A 16,533-nucleotide genomic window follows, 5' to 3' on the forward strand; every position below is an offset into this window, starting at 1 on the left:
GGGAGACGGCGGCCCCTCTTTCATGTCGTCCTTCGTGTCACCTTCATGGCGTCCTTCGTGTCACCGGCTCCGGCCTTTCATGTCGGCGGCTCGGCGCGGTGGTGCCGCGGCAGCAGGGCGATCGCCGCCACCGGCAGTGCGGCGAGCACGAGCCAGGGCACGGCCGGGGGCAGGCCCGTGTCCAGGAGGGAACCGGTGGCCGCGCTGCCGACCAGGACGATCAAGCCGGAGACCGAGGACAGCGCGCCCGTGTAGAGGCCGAGTCTGCCGTCGTCGGCGAGGTCGGGCACCCAGGCACGGGCGGCGGGCGCGACGAGCATCTGGCCGAGGGTGAGCAGGACGACGTAACCGGCCGCGGGCAGGAGCCCCACGGTTCCCGTCCACGCGGCGGGCCTGGCCACGGCGACCACCGCGAAGCCGGCCGCGATGAGCAGCAGCCCCGTCGCCATGGACCGGCGCAGGTCGAGCCGGTCCGCCGCCCAGCGTGTGAGAGGCAGCTGGGCCGTCACCACCAGCAGCGAGGAGAGCGCGAACAGCCAGGCAAGCGGCGCCTGCGAGCCCGCCGCGCGCTCCACCTCGACGGGGAGGAGCTGGTACAGCTGGTTGTACGCCAGCAGATAGGCCCCGTACGCGCAGCACAGCGCGAGGAAGCCACGATTACGCACCAGCCGCCGCACTGCACCACGGTTCTGCACGCGTGCCCGGCCGGGGATGTGCTGCGGCAGCAGCCACGCGTGCCCGGCCAGGACGAGTACGAAGACTCCGGCACCGGCGAGGCAGACGGCGCGGAAGTCCACGGCCAGCAGCAGCGCGCCGATGAACGGCCCGAGGAACGCGCCCGCCTGGCCCGCCACGGTGAACAGGGCGAGTACATGGGTGCGCGGGCCCTCCCCCGCCTCCTCCCGGCACACCGCCTGCCGGGCCACCTCGGACTCGACGGCCGGCGAGAACAGCGCTGCCGCGAAGCCGATCAGGAGTACGGCTCCGACGACCGCCCAGCTCGCCTCCGCGAAACCGAGCCAGCCGAATCCGGCGATCCGCAGCACACAGCCGGCGAGCACCACCGGCCGTACGCCGTACCGGTCCGCCAGCGCCCCGCCCACCACGAACAGCCCCTGCTGGCTGAAGGTCCGCAGCCCCAGCACCAGCCCGACCATCCAGCCCGCCATGCCGATCGCCGTGCCGAGGTGCTCCGCGAGGAACGGCAGCACCGCGTAGAACCCGATGTTGAAGGCGAGCTGAGTGAGGATCAGCAGCCGGAGCAGCGGAGGCAGGGAGGCGAAGGTCCGCAGCGAGGAAAGGATTCTTCGGCGGGGGCGGTGGGTGGTGGCGCTTTTCCCGGGTGCCGCCTGCGGTGGCGATGGTTCAGACATCAGGCGTCACGCCTCCGGCCGGACCGGCCGGACCAGGTGAGGCCGGTGCCGTGGGTGCGCCTGGTGCGCCATACGTGTTGAGCGGACCGCCCGCACCCGCCGAGCCTGTGCGGCGCCCGGCACTCGCGGCACCGGCCGCCGCTGCCCAGGCCCCCCGATCCACGGAGTCCACCGGACCTGCCGCGGGAGCCTCGTCGGTCGGGGTCAGCTGCGCAGCCTCCGCCGACCTTGCGGCCACCGGCACACCCGCCGCCTTCCGTTCCGCCGCCTCTTCCCCCGGCCCCGCCACCGACTCGCTCCCACCAGCGCCCCGGCGCCGTACGCGTCGGGGCCACCGCACCCCGCCCCCGCCCGTGACGGCCACCGCCCCCAGCAGGGCGAGTGCGGCGGCGGGGGCCAGTACCGCCCAGGGGGCCCGTTCCGCGTACGGCTGGTTCTCGGACAGGAGCAGGCCCCACTCCGGGGACGGCGGCTGCGCGCCGAGGCCGAGGAAACCGAGGGCCGCGAGGGCCAGGGCGACACCCGGCAGGCGGAGCAGCGCGTGGCGTACGACCGGAGGCAGGACGGCCGGGATGAGTTCGTGGCGGAGCAGTTGGAGCGGGCCCGCGCCCAGGCCCCGGGTGGCCGTCAAGTGTGTGGTGGCGCGCTCCTGTTGGAGCAGTGCCGAGGTGTGGGCCGCGAGCGGTGCCCAGGCGACGGCGGTCACCGCGAGGGCCGGGGTGGAGGGGCCGCTGCCCACGACGCCCGTGACGAGGAGGGCCGCGAGGACCGGCGGTACGGCGTTGACCGTGTCGACGAGCGGTCCGGAGAACCGTGGCAGCAGACCCAGCAGAACGCCCAGCACGAGCGCGGCCGCGCTCACGGCGAGGGCCAGGGCCAGGGTGCTCAGCGCCCCGTGGCCGACCCGGGCCAGCACATCGCGTCCGAGCCCGTCCGTGCCGAACGGGTGTGCCCCGGAAGGAGATTGGAGCCGGGCGGTGGTGTCGAGGCGCAGCGGATCGCGGGCAAGGCCCAGCGCGACGACCGCGAGCAGCAGGCCGCCGTACAGCAGGGGCAGGGTCGTTGGGCGGGGCGGTGTCGGGCGGTGCAGCGAGGAGAGCGCGCCGTCGCGCAGGGCCGGGCCGATCAGGAGCCGGGCCGTGAGCCGGGTGAGGCCTCCGGCGACCGCCGCCAGCAGGACGAGTGCGAGAGTGCCCGCCTGGAGGACGGGCAGGTCCTGGGCCACCGCGGCCTGGAGGGTCAGTCGTCCGAGGCCGGGGACGTCGAAGACCTGCTCCACGGCGACCGCGCCACCGGTCAGGCCCACGACGAACAGGCCGAAGTTCGGGAGCAGTCCGGGCACGCAGCGGCGCAGTGCCTGCCGGGCGATGCTCCGGCCCGGGACTCCTCGCGCGGCGGCGGCCAGAGCCCACTGCTCGGCGAAGGCGCCCGGCAGCAGGTCGTCGAGCATCCGCCCGAGCAGCGCGCCCGCGGGCAGGCCGAGCGACAGCGCGGGCAGCACCATCCACTGGGGCCCGTACCAGCCGAGCGCGGGCAGCCAGCCGAGCTGCACCCCGACGACGGCGGCGAGCACCGAGGCGGTCAGGAAGTCGGGCAGCGTGGACAGGAGCGCCGATCCGGTGCCCGCCGAGCGCCGGCCGTCGAGCCGCCGCCCCGCACCGAGCCGCAGCGTACGGGCGCACACCGCCCCCGCCGTGAGCACCGCGACGGCCAGCGACCCGCCCATCAGCAGGAGCGAGACCCCGAGCGCCTGGAGCACCGACGGCGTGACCTCCGCGCCGGAGATCCACGACCGGCCCGCGTCACCGTGCAGCAGCCCGCCGAACCAGTCGCCGAGCAGCTTCGACGGCCCGGCGTCCAGGCCGAGTTGGGCGCGGATCGCGTCCAGTACCTCGGGCGTCGGGGCGCGTTCGGCGGACCGTGCCTTGAGCACGGTGAGCGCCGGGTCCGTGAGCGACAGCCAGGGCAGCAGCCCGACACCGCACAGCAGGGCGGCGACGAGGGCGGCGCGCCAGAGCAGCCCCGGCGCCCCGCCGCGTACGACGGCCTTGAGCACGTACGCCGCCGCCCGTCAGCGCCGCGTGCCGACGCCGACGAGGCCGCGCTCGTACGGGTCGAGCAGCACTCCGCTGATTGCGGCGCCGACGCCGGTGACGATCCGCTGGTGGACCAGCGGCACGACGGCGTCCGTGCCGAGGACCGCCGCTTCGGCGGTCATCGCCGCGTCCTGCCGCTTCGCGGTGTCGGTGACCGTCTCGGCCTCGGCGACCGCCTTGTCGACCTTCTTGTCGCACAGCAGCGCCAGGTTGTAACTGCCCTTGCAGGTGTAGTCGCTGGCGAGGATGGAGAGGGGGTCGCCGGTGTCGAGCATGGTGTTGCGGGCGGACACGAACGCGTCGAACTTCCCGGCCAGCGCGTCGCCTTCGAGCCGCGAGTACTCGCGCACCTCCAGCTTCACCTTGAACCCGGCCTTCTCCAGCTGCTGCTTGAGCACCTGGGCGACCTCGGGCAGTTCGGGCCGGTTGTCGTACGTGGCCACGGTGACCGATGTGCCGTCGACGGCCAACGCTTCGGCCCTCCCGGTCGGCTTGACGCGCTTGTCGGCCGCCCAGGTCAGGGCGGGTCCGTAGATGCCGACGCCGGAGTCGGCGTGCCCTTCGTAGACGCCCCGCGCGAGGTCGGAGGTGTCGATCGCCTCGCGGGCGGCGGCCCGTGCCTTCGGGTCCTTGAAGGCACCCTTCTCGGTGTTGAGCAGCAGGCTCGTGGTGCGGGTGGTGGCCGTCTCGCGGCGGGCCACCTCGTCGAGGGAGGTCGCCTGCGAGACCGGCACGGCCTCGGCGATGTCGGCGGCGCCGGTGCGCAGCGCGTTCGTGCGGGCCGTGCCGTCGGCTATGAACTTCGCGTCGACACCGGAGGCCTGGGCGCGGCCTCCCCAGTAGTCGTCGAAGCGGTCCAGGGTGGCCGCGGTGGTGCCGGTGACCTTGGTGAGTTCGAAGGGTCCGGTGGCGGTGCCTATCGGGCTGACGGCGTCCTTGTCGGCGTACGCCTTGGAGGAGAGGACGACCAGTCCCGGGCTGGACAGACGCAACGGCAGTGCGGGGTCGGGCTCGGCGGTGGTCACCCGGACGCGTCGGTCGCCCGCGGCCTCGGCGGTGAGCTCGACGCCGGACAGGGCGGCGGTCACGGGCTCGGCGCCCGCGGCCCGGGTGAGGGCCGCGGCGACGGCCTTCGGCGTGACCTCGGTGCCGTCCTGGAAGGCCGCGTCCCGCAGGGTGAACAGCCAACTGCCGTCGTTCTCGCGGCTCCACGACTCGGCGAGCGCGGGGGCCGCGGCGCCGTTGGCGTCGAGGCGGGTCAGACCCTCGGTGACGCCGAGCCGGCTGAGGATCGTGGCATCGGCGCCGTACGGGTTGAAGTTCTCCGCGGGCGGGAAGGCGAGCGCGACCCTCAGCCGGGAGTCGTCCCCACCGCCGGAGGACTCCTCCCCGCCCTCGGAGGCGAAGCAGCCGGTGAGCAGAGGGGCGAGCAGCAGGCCGGCGACGAACCGGCGACGGCGCGGCAGAAAGCGCATGGTCTCTTTCTTCGTGGGGGGAGAGATTCGTGGGGGCCGACGCACGCGCAGTGGGTCCGGCAGGGCAGAGCGCCCGTCAGGGCAGGGAGTCCATCAGGGCAAGGGGTCCGTCAGGGCAAGGGGTCCGTCAGGGCAAGGGGACTTCGAAGTGCACGATCCGCTGCCCGCCGCCGGGTTCCTCGCGCTCGTCGTGGACCACTTTGCCGAGGGACCGCCAGAAGGCCTCGGCGCCGGGTACCGCCGGGTCGGTGTGCAGATAGACGGCGCGGTAGCCGCCGTCCGCCGCCGCGAAGTCGAGGAGTTCGCCGACCAGCCGCCGGGCCAGGCCCTGTCGCCGGTGATCGGCGCGCGTGTACACACGGCGCAGCTGGGCGGTGTCCCCGGAGGGGTAGCGCTCGGCCAGGTGCCGCGGGTTGGGCGGGTGCGCCGGGCCCCGGGAGTCGAGTGCGGCGGTCGCGGCCACCGTGCCGTCCCGCTCGTCGACCGCGACCAGCAGGGTGTGCCGGTCGGGTGCGAGGTAGAAGGAGTCCAGGTCGATGATGTCGCGGTGCCAGCGCGGTACGTATCCGGTGCCGAAGTCCCGGTAGACGGTGTCGAGCATCACGGACCGCGCGCCGTCGAGGTCGTCGGGGGTCGCCGTTCTTATGCAGTAGTCGCGCACTTGCGCATCATATGCATTAAGGCTTGGCGGACCCGTCAGGGGTGTCGCCGCCCTGCCCGTCGGAGGTGGCGTCCACCCGCCGCCAGGAGCCCTTCCACACCACCCAGACATGGCCGTCCGGCCCGTGGTGCACCTTCAGTCCGTCGACGACGGCGAGCAGCGGCAGGTTCTTGGCGCCGGCCTGGTCGCAGGAGTCCAGGGAGACCTTGACATCGTCGGTGGCAGCCACGGTGATGCCGGTGAGGTCGGCGGTGAGCACGATCCGGCAGGTGTCGGCGGCACTGCGCGCCAGCAGACACTTGCTCGCGGAGCGGCCGGCGTCGAGGACCGGGGCGACGAAGGACAGCGGGGCGTCGATCACCCGCGTCACCGCCACGGCGGCCTCCTCGGCGGCGAACTCCCCGTCCGCGCGGGAGAAACGGGCGGTGAACTCCATCTCCTGCACCGGTTCCATGAGCCCGCACTCGGTCAGCAGTGGCGGCCCGCCCGACGGAGTACGTACCGGCGTTCCCACCGCCAACCCTCCTTGGTCAGACAGTTCATGGTCAGTCATTCGAACACGGCTCGTGGACAATCGCGCGGACAACGGGCAGAAACGCGGCCCGCGACCGGGGCAGCACGGCGACCCTACGTCCGCAACACCCCCTTGCACAGGGCATGTTGAGTAAACACAAAGACCAAAAGTCAACCTTTGCAGCTGAAATTCACCGGGTCGAGTGAACCAGATCTTGTGGACGGCGCGGCGTGGATGGTTCCCCCGCGGGCGGGGTATCTACCGAGATCGAATACGCCCTCCCCTGCAGAGGTGGAGACGACATGTCGCCGGAATCCCAAGACCAGGCCCCCGGGCTGCCCGCGGGCGGCACCGCGGAGTCCGAAGTCCCCACGGCGAGTCCGTACGCCCACAGTTATCCGAGCGGCGGGTTCACCGTCGTCGAGGTGCTCGGCGAGATCGACATGGCGACGGCCGGCGATCTGGCCGAGCATCTGGACGCCGTGACCGCGGGCCCGGCGCCCCAGGTCCTGGTCGACCTCCGCCGGGTCACCTTCTTCGACTGCTCCGGGCTGCGCGTGCTGTGCCGGGCAGACCGCCGGGCGAAGGAGCGGGGCGGCTCCCTCCGCCTGATCTCCGACCAGCCCCGCATCCACCGGCTGCTACGCGCCTCGGGGCTCCTCAGCCGTTTCCCGCCCCTGCCGGCACTTCCTCCTCCGTCCCGTCCGGGAAATGCACCACCACCGCTCCCGCCGCGGTGACACGTGTACCGGCCCGTGCCCGCAGCGCCTCGGGGTCGCAGGGCCGCGCCGGATCGGCGCTCAGTACAACGAGCGTGACCAGGAGATGCGGACGACCCGGGTGGCCGGTCAGCCGCAGGCAGGGGGTGGCGGAGTACTCGCCATAGGCGTTGGCGCCGCGGACTTGTGCGACGCTGCCGTCCGACGGGCCGTCGGCGCCAGGCTCCTCCCACCCCCGCAGCGCCACGACCGCGCTCGTCAGGCCGTCCGCCTCGCGGCGCGCCAGCGCCCAACCGGGCCCCGCGGCCTCGGTCAACGGCCCACGGTCGTCGGCCAGGGCCCAACCCCCCTCGCGTACGACGGCTCCCGGCGGCCCTTCGACACGGTGGACCCGGATCTCCCAGGGGCCGTGGACCACGCTGGTCGTCCCGATGCGGTGCCCCTCGCCGGAGCCCGGCAGGACCGCGCGGTGCCAGGACGCCGCACGCCGGCCCTCCGCGCCGAGGGGATGGATCCGGCCACGCCTGGAGGCCGCCGTCCCGTCCGCCGTGAGCAGGGCGAGGTGGCTGTCGGGCCCGGGCGCGGGACCGTGCGCCGAGGTGTCCGCGGGACCGTCCGCCGGGGTGTCCGCGGGGGTGTCGGGTGCCGTCGCGCTGGAATACGCGAACTTCGAGTAGTGCGGGCTGTCCTCGGCTGCGGCCGGCGGCGGTGGCAGGCGGTCGCTGCCGTGGTTGACGAGTCGTACGATCCCGTCGGCGGCGGTCGAGTGGAGCAGCCAGCCGGGAGCGGGCAGTGCCAGACACGCGTCCGCCGTGTCCACCGGGCCCGGTTCCTCGGGAGCCGTCCAGACGGGATGGCCGGCGGGGAGCAGCAGCCCGAGGAACGCCTTGCTCGCCCAGTACGGGGAGGCGGGACCCGAGTACGGCTGGGTGACCGGGAGGAAGGGCCGGTACCAGCCCAGGCTCAGCAGTCCCCGTTCGTCGGGCACCCCTCGCTCGGTGAAGTGCTTGAGGGCGCCCGACGCCAGACGACGGGTGCGGCCGGGCGGCAGCGGGGTCGCGTCGGCGAGTGCTCCGGCCCACAGCGGGGCGGCCGTCGCGTAGCGGTAGGTGAGGGAGCGGCCCTGGTGGACGGGTCCGCCGTCCGAGCCGAAGAAGTACTGGTACGTGCCGAGGAACGCGCGCAGACGGGCCCGGTGGACCTCTGTCAGCGCGTCGTCCGCGCGGGGTCCGGCGATGCGCGCCCACAGGATCGGATACAGGTGCAGGGCCCAGCCGTTGTAGTAGTCGAACTTGCGGCCGTCGCCGTCGGTGTACCAGCCGTCGCCCCGGTACCAGTCCTCCAGCCGCGCCAGGCCGGCGTCGATCTCGGCGCGGCTGTGCGGGGCGCCCACCGAGGCGAGGAACTCCTCCGTGACGACCTGGAAGAGCCGCCAGTTGGAGTCGTTGGCCCGGGCGCCGACGAATCCGCCGAGCCAGGCGGCCACCCGCTGCCGTACCGCGTCGTCGAGACGGTCCCAGATCCACTGTCTGGTCTCGTGCAGGGCGATCGCGATCGAGGCGGCCTCGACCATGGGCTGGGCCCGGTCGGTGATGGGCGGCCAGCGCTCGGCGCCCTCCGGGTCGGTACCGGCGGCGAGTCCGGCCGCGTACCGCTCGATCAGCCCCGGCGGGACGCGCCCGCCGGAGCCCGCGATGCGGCAGGCGGCGAGCAGGAACGAGCGGGCGTACCCCTCCAGGCCGTCGGACCAGGATCCGGCGTGGCCGGGCCTGCCGGGCAGCCGGTACTGGGCCAACTCCCTTGAAGCGTAAGGGAGCAGGCCGTCCAGGAGTCGGTCGGCCATCGCCTCCCAGTGTGCGCGGGTCCAGCCGGTGACGGGTGACCGTACGAGGTCGGGGGGCGGCAGGAAGGACGGGTGCGTCGGGTCGGTGAGCGACACGTGCGGCGCGGTCATACGGGGGTGGGTCCTCCGTCAGTGGGGGCGTTCGTGCGCTGCGTCGCGCGGCGCCTGCGGGGGCGGCTGGACGCTGTCGCGCACGACGATGTGGGTGCCGAGCAGATGGTGGGCGCCCGCTGCGTGCTCGGGGTCGCGCAGGGCGATGCGTACGGCGGCCCGGCCGAGTTCCTCGGCGGGGGTGCGCACGGTGGTGAGCGGCGGGTTGAAGTCCTCGGCGAGCGGGATGTCGTTGTAGCCGACGACGGAGATGTCGTCGGGCACGCGCAGCCCGGCTTCGGTGATGGCCCGCAGGGCTCCGGCGGCGACCATGTCGTCCCCGGCGAAGACGGCGGTGAAGTCCGGCGTCTCCTTGAGGAGTTGGGTCGTCGCCGTCTCCTTGAGGAGTTGGGTCATCGCCCGGTGGCCCGCCGCCCGGCCGAGGCCGCAGTCGACGACATGGGCGGCTTCGGGCGGCAGGCCGTGCTCCGCGAGCGCCGCGCGGTATCCGGCGACGCGCGCGTCGAGTGCCGTGTTGCCGGGCAGCCCGCCGAGGAACACGATCCCTCGGTGGCCGGCCGAGAGGAGATGGCCGGTGATGGCGTGGGCGCCGGCCTCGTTGTCGAACTCGACGACGAGCGCGGGGATGTCCGGGTCGGGCGCGGGCCGTCCGCACAGCACGAGGCGCGCGCCTGCCGAGTCGAGGGCCTGGGCGTAGTGCGCGACGCGCTCCCGGTAGGCGTCGTCCTCGACGACCCCGCCGACGAGGACGACCAGCCGGGCGCCCTCCTCGCGCATCAACTGCACGAACTCCAGCTCGCGTTGCGGGTCCCCGCCGGTGGTGCCAACCAGGCACAGCCAGCCGCGGGAGGCCGCCTCGGCCTCGACGCCCTCGGCGACCTGTGCGTAGAAGGGGCTGGTGACCTGCCGCAGGACGACGGCGACCATCTTGCGGCCGCCGCCGACCAGGGCGCGGGCGTGCGCGTTGGCCACGTAGTCGAGGTCGCGGGACGCGCGCAGCACACGGGCCCGGGTGGACGCGGGCACGGGGTGGTTGCCGCTGAGTACACGCGAGACGGTGGCCATGGACACGCCTGCCCGCTCGGCGACCTCGCGAATGGTGACGCGTCGCTTCGCCGTCGGCTCCGCCTCTGCCATGTCGTTGCCCATCTCCCCGTGTCTCCCCTCACAACCGCCCGACCTGCCGCGTCAGTTGTTGGCGGCGTGGTCCTTGGCGAACTCCTCGGCCATTCTGTCGCCACCCCGCTGCCGCCAGGTCCTGACGGTGGCGTCCCATTCGGACAGCGGAGTGCGTCCCGCGATGATGCCGGTGGCGGTGTCCTTGAGGAGCGTTTCGAGGGTGGTTCCCTGTGCGGTGTACGTCCGGGACTGCAGCCCGTACGAGGCATTGCGGACCGCGTGCGGAACGGTCTTGACCTGCCAGGCGTGCAGGGCCTTCACGGCGTCGGGCATCCCGGGCACGAACAGCGCCTGGGGTCCTTCGGCGAGGTACTTCAGCGGCAGGTTGGTGTTGTTCTCGACCTGGCCGAGCGCGTTGGGCTCGGGCGAACCGTCCTTGGCCCGGGTGAAGTGGGTGCCCTCGACTCCGTAATGGACCAGTTCCCACTCCTTGCTGCCGAACGGAGCCGCGAGATAGTCGAGGATGCGCAGCAACAACTGCACGCGCTCCTTCTTCGCCTTCTTGACGACGGTGTAGCCGAACGAGCGGCGTGCCCCGACGATCCCGCCGGGCGTACCGCCCACGCTGTACGGGAGAGCGGGTGCTGGCGTGTACGTGCGGCCCTTCTCCAGGAACTTGGGGAGGTAGCCGCCGAATCCGTCCTGGAGCGAGCCGACCGTCCCGTTGTAGTAGAGGGCGATCATGTCGATCTGGGAGATGGAGGTCGCGTCGGGGTGGTAGGAGCCCGCCTTGCGCAGTCCGAGCTGGAAGTCGAGCATCTGCTTGTACCGCTCGTCGGCCACGACCGGCAGGAACGTGCCGTCGTCCTTCACCGACCAGCCCCGGGCGTGCACACCGTGCGCCGCCGAGTGGAACCCGTCCCCGAACACGGATCCGACCGCGGCGCCCAGGGCGTACTTCTTCCCGCCCGTCCCCTTCTTGGCGACCGCCGCGAAGTCCTGGTCGGTCCAGCCCTCCTTCATCCCGGCATCCTCGAAGTACTCGTCGTTGAGCCAGAGGGTCGATCCGGGCAGCGGCCGCTCCAGCGGAATGCCGTATATACGTCCACCGATCCGGCCCATGTCACGCCAGGCGTGCGTCGGGATATTCGCGAGGTTCGGATAGTCCTCGACCGCGTCCCCGGAGAGGAACGGCGTGAGGTCCTCGGCACGCCGCTGCACGAACTGGGCCTCGCGGGGCAGCGCGAACCCGGAGAAGATGTTGATGATGTCCGGGAGTTCATCCGGATCGCCCGCCATCACGGTGGCCATCTTCTTCTGGTAGTCGGTCTGCGAGATGACCGTGTACTCGATCTTCACGCCGAGTGCCTTCTCGACGGCCTGCCAGAACTTGTTGGACGAGGCCGGCTTCGGCGGCGTACCGAACGACACGGACATCACCTTGACGGTGGACCCGTCCCCCGGCGTACGGGACACCGACCGCGCGAGATCGGCCGGGTAGGACACGTAACCGGGCTGTACCCCCTCCGCGGTGGGCGCAAGATCCGGCTTCGGCCCCGCGAAGGCCTTGTAGGCGGGCCAAGGGGCGAGCTTCTTGCCCGCGTTGGACACCCCGTCACCCCCCGACTCCGTGGAGCAGGCAGTCAGTCCGACCGGAGCAGCCAGCGCAACAACACCCACGGCAGCGGTACGCATCAGGGCACGACGGGACAGCGGTGTACGGGACATACGTGTTCTCTCCCAGCTCTGGATGATTGGTTGGGACGGGCGCGCCCCTTCAGGGGCGCGGGGCTGTGACATTTGCGGCTCCGCCGCGGGGCGCGACCAGCCCCCACCGGCCGGCAGCCGACATACCGCACAAGGAGCGCCGCACAAGCAAGGCGCTCAACTCTTGATCGCTCCGGTGAGCACACCCTTGGTGAAGTACTTCTGCAGGAACGGATAGACCAGGAGAATCGGCACCGTGGCGATCACCAGCACAGCCATCTGCACGGTCTGCGGAGCATTCACCGTGCCCTCACTGGTCGCGGTGTCCGTGAGCCCCGACCCGGCCACCACATACGTGCGCAGCACCTGCTGAAGCGGCCAGTGGTCGCTCTCCAGATACAGCGAGGCGTAGAACCAGGAGTTCCAGTACGCCACCGCGTAGAAGAGACCGACGACGGCGAGCGCGGCCTTGGACAGCGGCAGCACGACGGACCACAGCACCCGCCAGTCCCCCGCCCCGTCCAGCCGCGCGGCCTCGTACAGCTCGTCGGGTATCGACTGGAAGAAGCCGCGCAGCACCACGAGGTTGAACACGTTGATGAGCACGGGGAAGATCAGCGACCCGTACGAGTCCAGCAGGCCAAGCTCCTTGACCAGCAGGAAGCTGGGGATCATGCCGGGCGGGAAGAGGAACGTGAACAGGACGAGGAGCAGCACGGGCCGGCCGCCGAAGACTCCGGGGCGCGACAGGGCGTAGGCGAGTGTGACCGTGCAGAAGAGGCTGAACAGGGTGCCGACGACGGTCACGCCCGCGCTGACGCCGAGGGCGTGGGTGACGATGCCGCCGTCGAGGATGTCGCGGTACGCCTGCACGGTCGGTTCGGTCGGCCACAGCACCCAGCCGCCGTTGTCGACGACCTCCTCGGGCGAGGCGAGCGAGGTCGAGAGGATCACCAGAAACGGCACACAGACCAGGAGGACGACGGCCACGAGCGCGACGGCCTTCGCCGCCTGGGTCAGGGGCCTGGGCTTCTCCATCCAGGCCGGACGGGCGTGGGCGCTCACTTGTAGACCCCCTGTTCGCCGAGGCGGTGGGCGACCTTGTTGGCCGCGTAGACGAGCAGCGCGCCGATCACGCCCTTGAACAGGCCCGCGGCGGCGGCGAATCCGTAGTCGCCGCCGACCATGCCCTGGTAGTAGACGAAGGTGTCGATGATCTCGGCGGCCTCCGGGCCGACCGCGTCGCGCTGGAGCAGCATCTGCTCGAACCCGACGGAGAGGATGTCGCCGAGCCGCATGATGAGCAGCAGCACGATCACCGGCCGGATCGCGGGCAGGGTGACGTGCCAGAAGCGCCGCCAGGGTCCGGCGCCGTCGATGGCGGCGGCCTCGTACTGCTGCTCGTCGACCTGGGAGAGCGCGGCGAGGAAGATGATCGTGCCCCAGCCGGCGTCCTTCCAGATCACCTGGGCGACGGTGAGCGGTCTGAAGGCGTCGGGGTTGCCGATGATGTCGACGGTGCTCAGGCCCGCGTCGCCGAGGTAGCCGTTCACCAGCCCCGTGTCGCCGAGGACCTGCTGGAACAGGGCGACCACGATCACCCATGAGATGAAGTGCGGCAGATACGCCACCGACTGCACGAAGCGGCGGACGGTGGTCCAGGTCAGGGTGTGCAGGAGCAGGGCGAGGGCGAGCGGTACGGGGAAGTAGAAGACGATCTGGAGGACCGCGATCCAGAGGGTGTTGAGGACCGCGTCCCAGAACTCGGCGTCCTGGAACATCCGTTGGAAGTTGCCGAGTCCCACCCATGGACTGCCCCAGATGCCGTCGAAGGGCACGTAGTCCTTGAAGGCGATGACGTTGCCCGCCAAGGCGCCGTAGTGGAACAGCAGGAAGTAGCCGAGCCCGGGGAGCATCAGCAGGAACAGCGCCCGGTTTCTCCGTCTCCCGTTCTTGCGGCTCTGGAAACCTTTTCTTCTCCTGAACGCACCGGTCGGACGGCGGCGGGATGGGGTCACTGCCTCCGCACCTGCACGCTCCCGCACCACCGCGGCCACGGAACCTCCTCGCCTCTGGCTGTTGGGTGAGGGGAAATTAAAACGTTTCCAATACGGGGTCAACACTTCTGACACAGACCGGTAGTTGGCCTTGGCGCGGTAGGCATGCCGACCTGCGGAGACCGCTTAAAACGTTTTCGCGAGCCCTTGGAGGTACGCGTGGAGAGCGGCCGAGCCCTCCAGTCGGCTCCGGCTCCGCAGGTGCAACGCGCGCTCTCGGCCCGCCAGTTCGGCCCGTACACGTTCGGGGCTGCCGGTGGTGCGCAGTTCGGCCAGGACCGACTCGATGGTGGAGAACGGATGGTGACCGCGCCTCAGAAGCGCCACGATCTGGGCGAGCCGCGCCTCCGAGGCGGAGTAGCGGCGGTATCCGGTGGCCCTCTCCCGCGTCGGCCGCAGCAGGCCGCGCGTCTCCCACAGGCGCAGTACGGGCGTCTGCACTCCGATGGCGTCGGCGACTTCGCCGATGCGCATCCCGCCACGGTCCCGGTCCGGCGGTTCGGTCTCGTGGGTGATCAGCGTGCCCAGCGCCCGGATGGCCTCGGCGAGTTCGGTGCGCTCGCGGTGAAGCTCGGCGTGGCTCTCGTCGAGGATGGCGAGCGCGGTCTCCAGGTCGCCGCCGTGCACGGCCCGCATGATCGCGCCGGTCGTCGGCCAGCCGTGCCCGACGGCCAGCGCGCGGCCGGCTCTGAGCGCTTCGGCGTGTGCGGTCGTGAACACCCGGTAGCCGCTGTCCGTGCGCTCGACGGGCGGCAGGATGCCCGTCTCCACGTAGTTGCGGACCTGCTGCGTCGAGATGCCCGCCTCACGCGCGAGGTCGACGGCCCGCAGTCGCTCGCCCACCCGGTCTCCTCGGCCTGCCGCTTCACCATGATTTGAGGGTTACAGAGTAGGCCGTGGCCTTGGACTGGCACGAACTCGGATCAAGTCTCAAGAAGCACTTCAATGAAACGATTGAAGGAGAGCAGTCCGGAACAAGACCGGGGGCACAGGACCAGGAAGAGGAGAGCCTCGCCATGAAGTTCGTTCTCGAAGTCGACATGGGTGACACCGCCTGGGAAGGGAACGCCGCACGGGAGCTGGGGCGGATCCTCCGCTACTGGGGAGGGAACCTCCAGCACTACGAGCTGAAGCCGGGCGACGGGGCGGCCGTCTCCGACTCCGACTACCGCGAAGTGGGTTCCTGGAGCATCACCGCTTCGGCATGACGCCGGGATCGGCTCCGGATCGACGCAGAAGTCGGCTCAGGATTGACGCCGTGGCCGTCCCGGGAACGACGCCGGGGCCGGCGGAGACGGCCCCACTCCGTCTCCGCCGGCCCCTGTAGCGAGATCGCGTGGCACTCCGCGAGGGGACCCGCACTCCCCATCCGCATCCGCGGGCCTCCGTCGACGCACATCGGCGAACCGCGCGACCCCGGTCCCTTTAGAACGTGAAGACGGTCGACCCGTAGGCCCTCTTCACGCACTCGTTGGAGAAGGTGCGTTCATAGGACACCCGCTTGCCCTGCCAGACACCGTCGACCGTGACGACGACGGGATCGTATTCGCGGGTGCACATTGCTTCGGTTCTTCCTGGCAGGGTGTTGAAATCCCCTCCGGACGCCCGGAGTTCGGCGCAGGCCGACGCCGCGGCCGGGTGGGTTCCCGAGGCGGTCGGCGCACAGGTCAGGGTGACCGCGCGTTCGGGAGCGGCGTCGGCCTTGATCTCGCCGTGCCCCATGGTGAGCACCAGGGAGGAGGGGGCGTAGAGGGAGTTCGGCGAGGGGGTGGCGGCGAGGGCGGATCCGGTGATGGGTCCGCATACGGCGGTGGCCGTCAGCGTGATCGTCGCTGCCCAGCGCGCGGTGTTCGGCATTGTGTGCATCCTTCCGCTCGGTTGGTTGCCGCCGGCTCGGTCGAGTGCCGGTGCGGCGAGCGCGAGTCTGCCGAGTCCGCGACGGAAACACACGTCGACCCCACGCGTTTCGGTAACCTTGCGTATTGAATCAGTGGCGTGAAGTTACGGAATTCGAACGCGCGGACCCTGGAGTTGAGCGGACCCTGCGCCACCGAGCGGACACGCTGGCCGGATATGCACTGCTCAGCAATAGGCCTGAAACATTCCGCTTCCAGCTGAGGGCCGGACTCTTGCATCCTGGCCGCAAGCGAGTAATCGTCATTACATGATTACAGCCGAACAGCACGAGAAATTGCGCGGCTGGTTCGCCGGCCGACTGCCCGACGACCTCTTCGAGAGCCTCGGCGAGGTCACGGTCGACCGCGAGGAGATCACCGTCATCGGCCGCATCCCCGAACCCCGGCTCGCCGAGAGCGCCTCGGACGCCGAGCGGGAGGCGGCCGTCGGCTCCCGTATCCAGGAGTTCCGCGAGCGCACCCGCGACGCCCGCGTCGCCGTGGCCCGCGAGGCCGAGCATCGATTCGGCAAGAAGGTCTCGTGGGGTGTGGAGTGCGGCGGCGAGCGAGCCCTGTTCACGCATGTCGCGGCGCCCGTGATGACCAGGCTGCGGCAGCCGCAGCGACAGGTCCTCGACACCCTGATCGCCGCCGGTGTCGCCCGCAGCCGCAGCGACGCGCTCGCCTGGTGCGTGCGTCTCGTCGAACGCCACGCGGACGACTGGCTCGCGGAGTTGAGGGACTCCCTGGAGCACGTGCAGCGGGTTCGCGCGCAGGGGCCCGACGCGCCGGGACCCGTTGCCGACGAGGCGGGTCCCGAGGACACTCCGACCGACGGCTGACACCTGAGCCGGTCCGGGAAACGACGTCTACGGGAGGACTTCATGCGCAAAGTGGTCAACAGCCTCCGGGCACGGCTGACCGTGCTCGCGCTGCTCGTCTGCGGATTCGCGGCCCTGGCGC

The 16,533-nt window shown here is 71.4% G+C and carries 15 protein-coding genes; 3 read left to right on the plus strand and 12 right to left on the minus strand.

Translation table 11 applies throughout. The features are described from left to right. Nucleotides 1-77: 77 nt before the first annotated feature. The 5 genes from ACIBEI_RS01300 to ACIBEI_RS01320 all read right to left on the minus strand — a co-directional run bounded on the left by ACIBEI_RS01300 (nt 78) and on the right by ACIBEI_RS01320 (nt 6,119). On the minus strand, nt 78-1,373 hold the full coding sequence (locus tag ACIBEI_RS01300; RefSeq protein WP_398883848.1) for an MDR family MFS transporter: 1,296 nt from the start codon (nt 1,371-1,373) through the stop codon (nt 78-80). Further along, nucleotides 1,366-3,429 carry an ABC transporter permease subunit gene (locus tag ACIBEI_RS01305; protein WP_398883850.1) on the minus strand — a complete coding sequence of 688 codons (2,064 nt, stop codon included), beginning with the start codon at nt 3,427-3,429 and terminating at the stop codon, nt 1,366-1,368. Before ACIBEI_RS01305 ends, ACIBEI_RS01300 begins: the two co-directional genes overlap by 8 nt. A gap of 15 nt (nt 3,430-3,444) precedes the next feature. Then, nucleotides 3,445-4,944: an ABC transporter substrate-binding protein gene (locus ACIBEI_RS01310; RefSeq protein ID WP_398883852.1), complete on the minus strand. Its 1,500-nt coding sequence runs from the start codon at nt 4,942-4,944 to the stop codon at nt 3,445-3,447. Nucleotides 4,945-5,071: 127 nt separating this feature from the next. After that, a complete protein-coding gene (locus tag ACIBEI_RS01315; RefSeq protein ID WP_398883853.1) occupies nt 5,072-5,605 on the minus strand; it encodes a GNAT family N-acetyltransferase in 534 nt (177 codons plus the stop codon). A gap of 16 nt (nt 5,606-5,621) precedes the next feature. Further along, nucleotides 5,622-6,119: a hypothetical protein gene (locus tag ACIBEI_RS01320; RefSeq protein ID WP_398883855.1), complete on the minus strand. Its 498-nt coding sequence runs from the start codon at nt 6,117-6,119 to the stop codon at nt 5,622-5,624. 302 nt (nt 6,120-6,421) lie between these two features. Here ACIBEI_RS01320 and ACIBEI_RS01325 point away from each other — a divergent pair, with 302 nt between their 5' ends. Further along, nucleotides 6,422-6,859 carry an STAS domain-containing protein gene (locus ACIBEI_RS01325; protein ID WP_398883857.1) on the plus strand — a complete coding sequence of 146 codons (438 nt, stop codon included), beginning with the start codon at nt 6,422-6,424 and terminating at the stop codon, nt 6,857-6,859. On the opposite strand, the gene ACIBEI_RS01330 is transcribed toward ACIBEI_RS01325, so the two are convergent. From ACIBEI_RS01330 to ACIBEI_RS01355, 6 genes are all read right to left on the minus strand, one after another. Continuing rightward, nucleotides 6,780-8,792: a DUF2264 domain-containing protein gene (locus tag ACIBEI_RS01330; protein WP_398883859.1), complete on the minus strand. Its 2,013-nt coding sequence runs from the start codon at nt 8,790-8,792 to the stop codon at nt 6,780-6,782. The two genes, ACIBEI_RS01325 and ACIBEI_RS01330, sit on opposite strands and share 80 nt — an antisense overlap. An 18-nt stretch (nt 8,793-8,810) precedes the next feature. Beyond that, the gene (locus ACIBEI_RS01335) at nt 8,811-9,941 is read right to left on the minus strand and encodes a LacI family DNA-binding transcriptional regulator (protein WP_398883861.1); all 1,131 of its coding nucleotides are present in this window, start codon (nt 9,939-9,941) and stop codon (nt 8,811-8,813) included. A 39-nt stretch (nt 9,942-9,980) separates the two neighbouring features. After that, entirely contained in the window at nt 9,981-11,639 is a 1,659-nt protein-coding gene (locus ACIBEI_RS01340; protein ID WP_398883863.1) for a sugar ABC transporter substrate-binding protein, read from the minus strand. A gap of 156 nt (nt 11,640-11,795) precedes the next feature. Continuing rightward, nucleotides 11,796-12,683, minus strand: a complete 888-nt coding sequence (locus ACIBEI_RS01345; protein ID WP_398883865.1) for a carbohydrate ABC transporter permease — start codon at nt 12,681-12,683, stop codon at nt 11,796-11,798. Continuing rightward, a complete protein-coding gene (locus tag ACIBEI_RS01350; RefSeq protein WP_143634985.1) occupies nt 12,680-13,534 on the minus strand; it encodes a sugar ABC transporter permease in 855 nt (284 codons plus the stop codon). The genes ACIBEI_RS01345 and ACIBEI_RS01350 overlap by 4 nt, the downstream gene beginning before the upstream one ends. A gap of 267 nt (nt 13,535-13,801) precedes the next feature. Beyond that, nucleotides 13,802-14,518 (minus strand): MerR family transcriptional regulator, encoded by a 717-nt coding sequence (locus tag ACIBEI_RS01355; protein ID WP_398883867.1) that lies wholly within the window; start codon nt 14,516-14,518, stop codon nt 13,802-13,804. Between the two features lie 173 nt (nt 14,519-14,691). Here ACIBEI_RS01355 and ACIBEI_RS01360 point away from each other — a divergent pair, with 173 nt between their 5' ends. Continuing rightward, a complete protein-coding gene (locus tag ACIBEI_RS01360) occupies nt 14,692-14,883 on the plus strand; it encodes a hypothetical protein (protein WP_055617641.1) in 192 nt (63 codons plus the stop codon). A gap of 217 nt (nt 14,884-15,100) precedes the next feature. On the opposite strand, the gene ACIBEI_RS01365 is transcribed toward ACIBEI_RS01360, so the two are convergent. Next, nucleotides 15,101-15,532 carry a protease inhibitor gene (locus ACIBEI_RS01365; RefSeq protein ID WP_398883869.1) on the minus strand — a complete coding sequence of 144 codons (432 nt, stop codon included), beginning with the start codon at nt 15,530-15,532 and terminating at the stop codon, nt 15,101-15,103. A 307-nt stretch (nt 15,533-15,839) separates the two neighbouring features. Here ACIBEI_RS01365 and ACIBEI_RS01370 point away from each other — a divergent pair, with 307 nt between their 5' ends. Beyond that, complete coding sequence (locus tag ACIBEI_RS01370; protein WP_398883871.1) at nt 15,840-16,412, plus strand: hypothetical protein; 573 nt, start codon at nt 15,840-15,842, stop codon at nt 16,410-16,412. The last annotated feature ends 121 nt before the right edge of the window (nt 16,413-16,533 follow it).

This window comes from Streptomyces sp. NPDC050988 (assembly GCF_044456225.1).
In the GTDB taxonomy this organism is placed as follows: Bacteria; Actinomycetota; Actinomycetes; order Streptomycetales; family Streptomycetaceae; genus Streptomyces.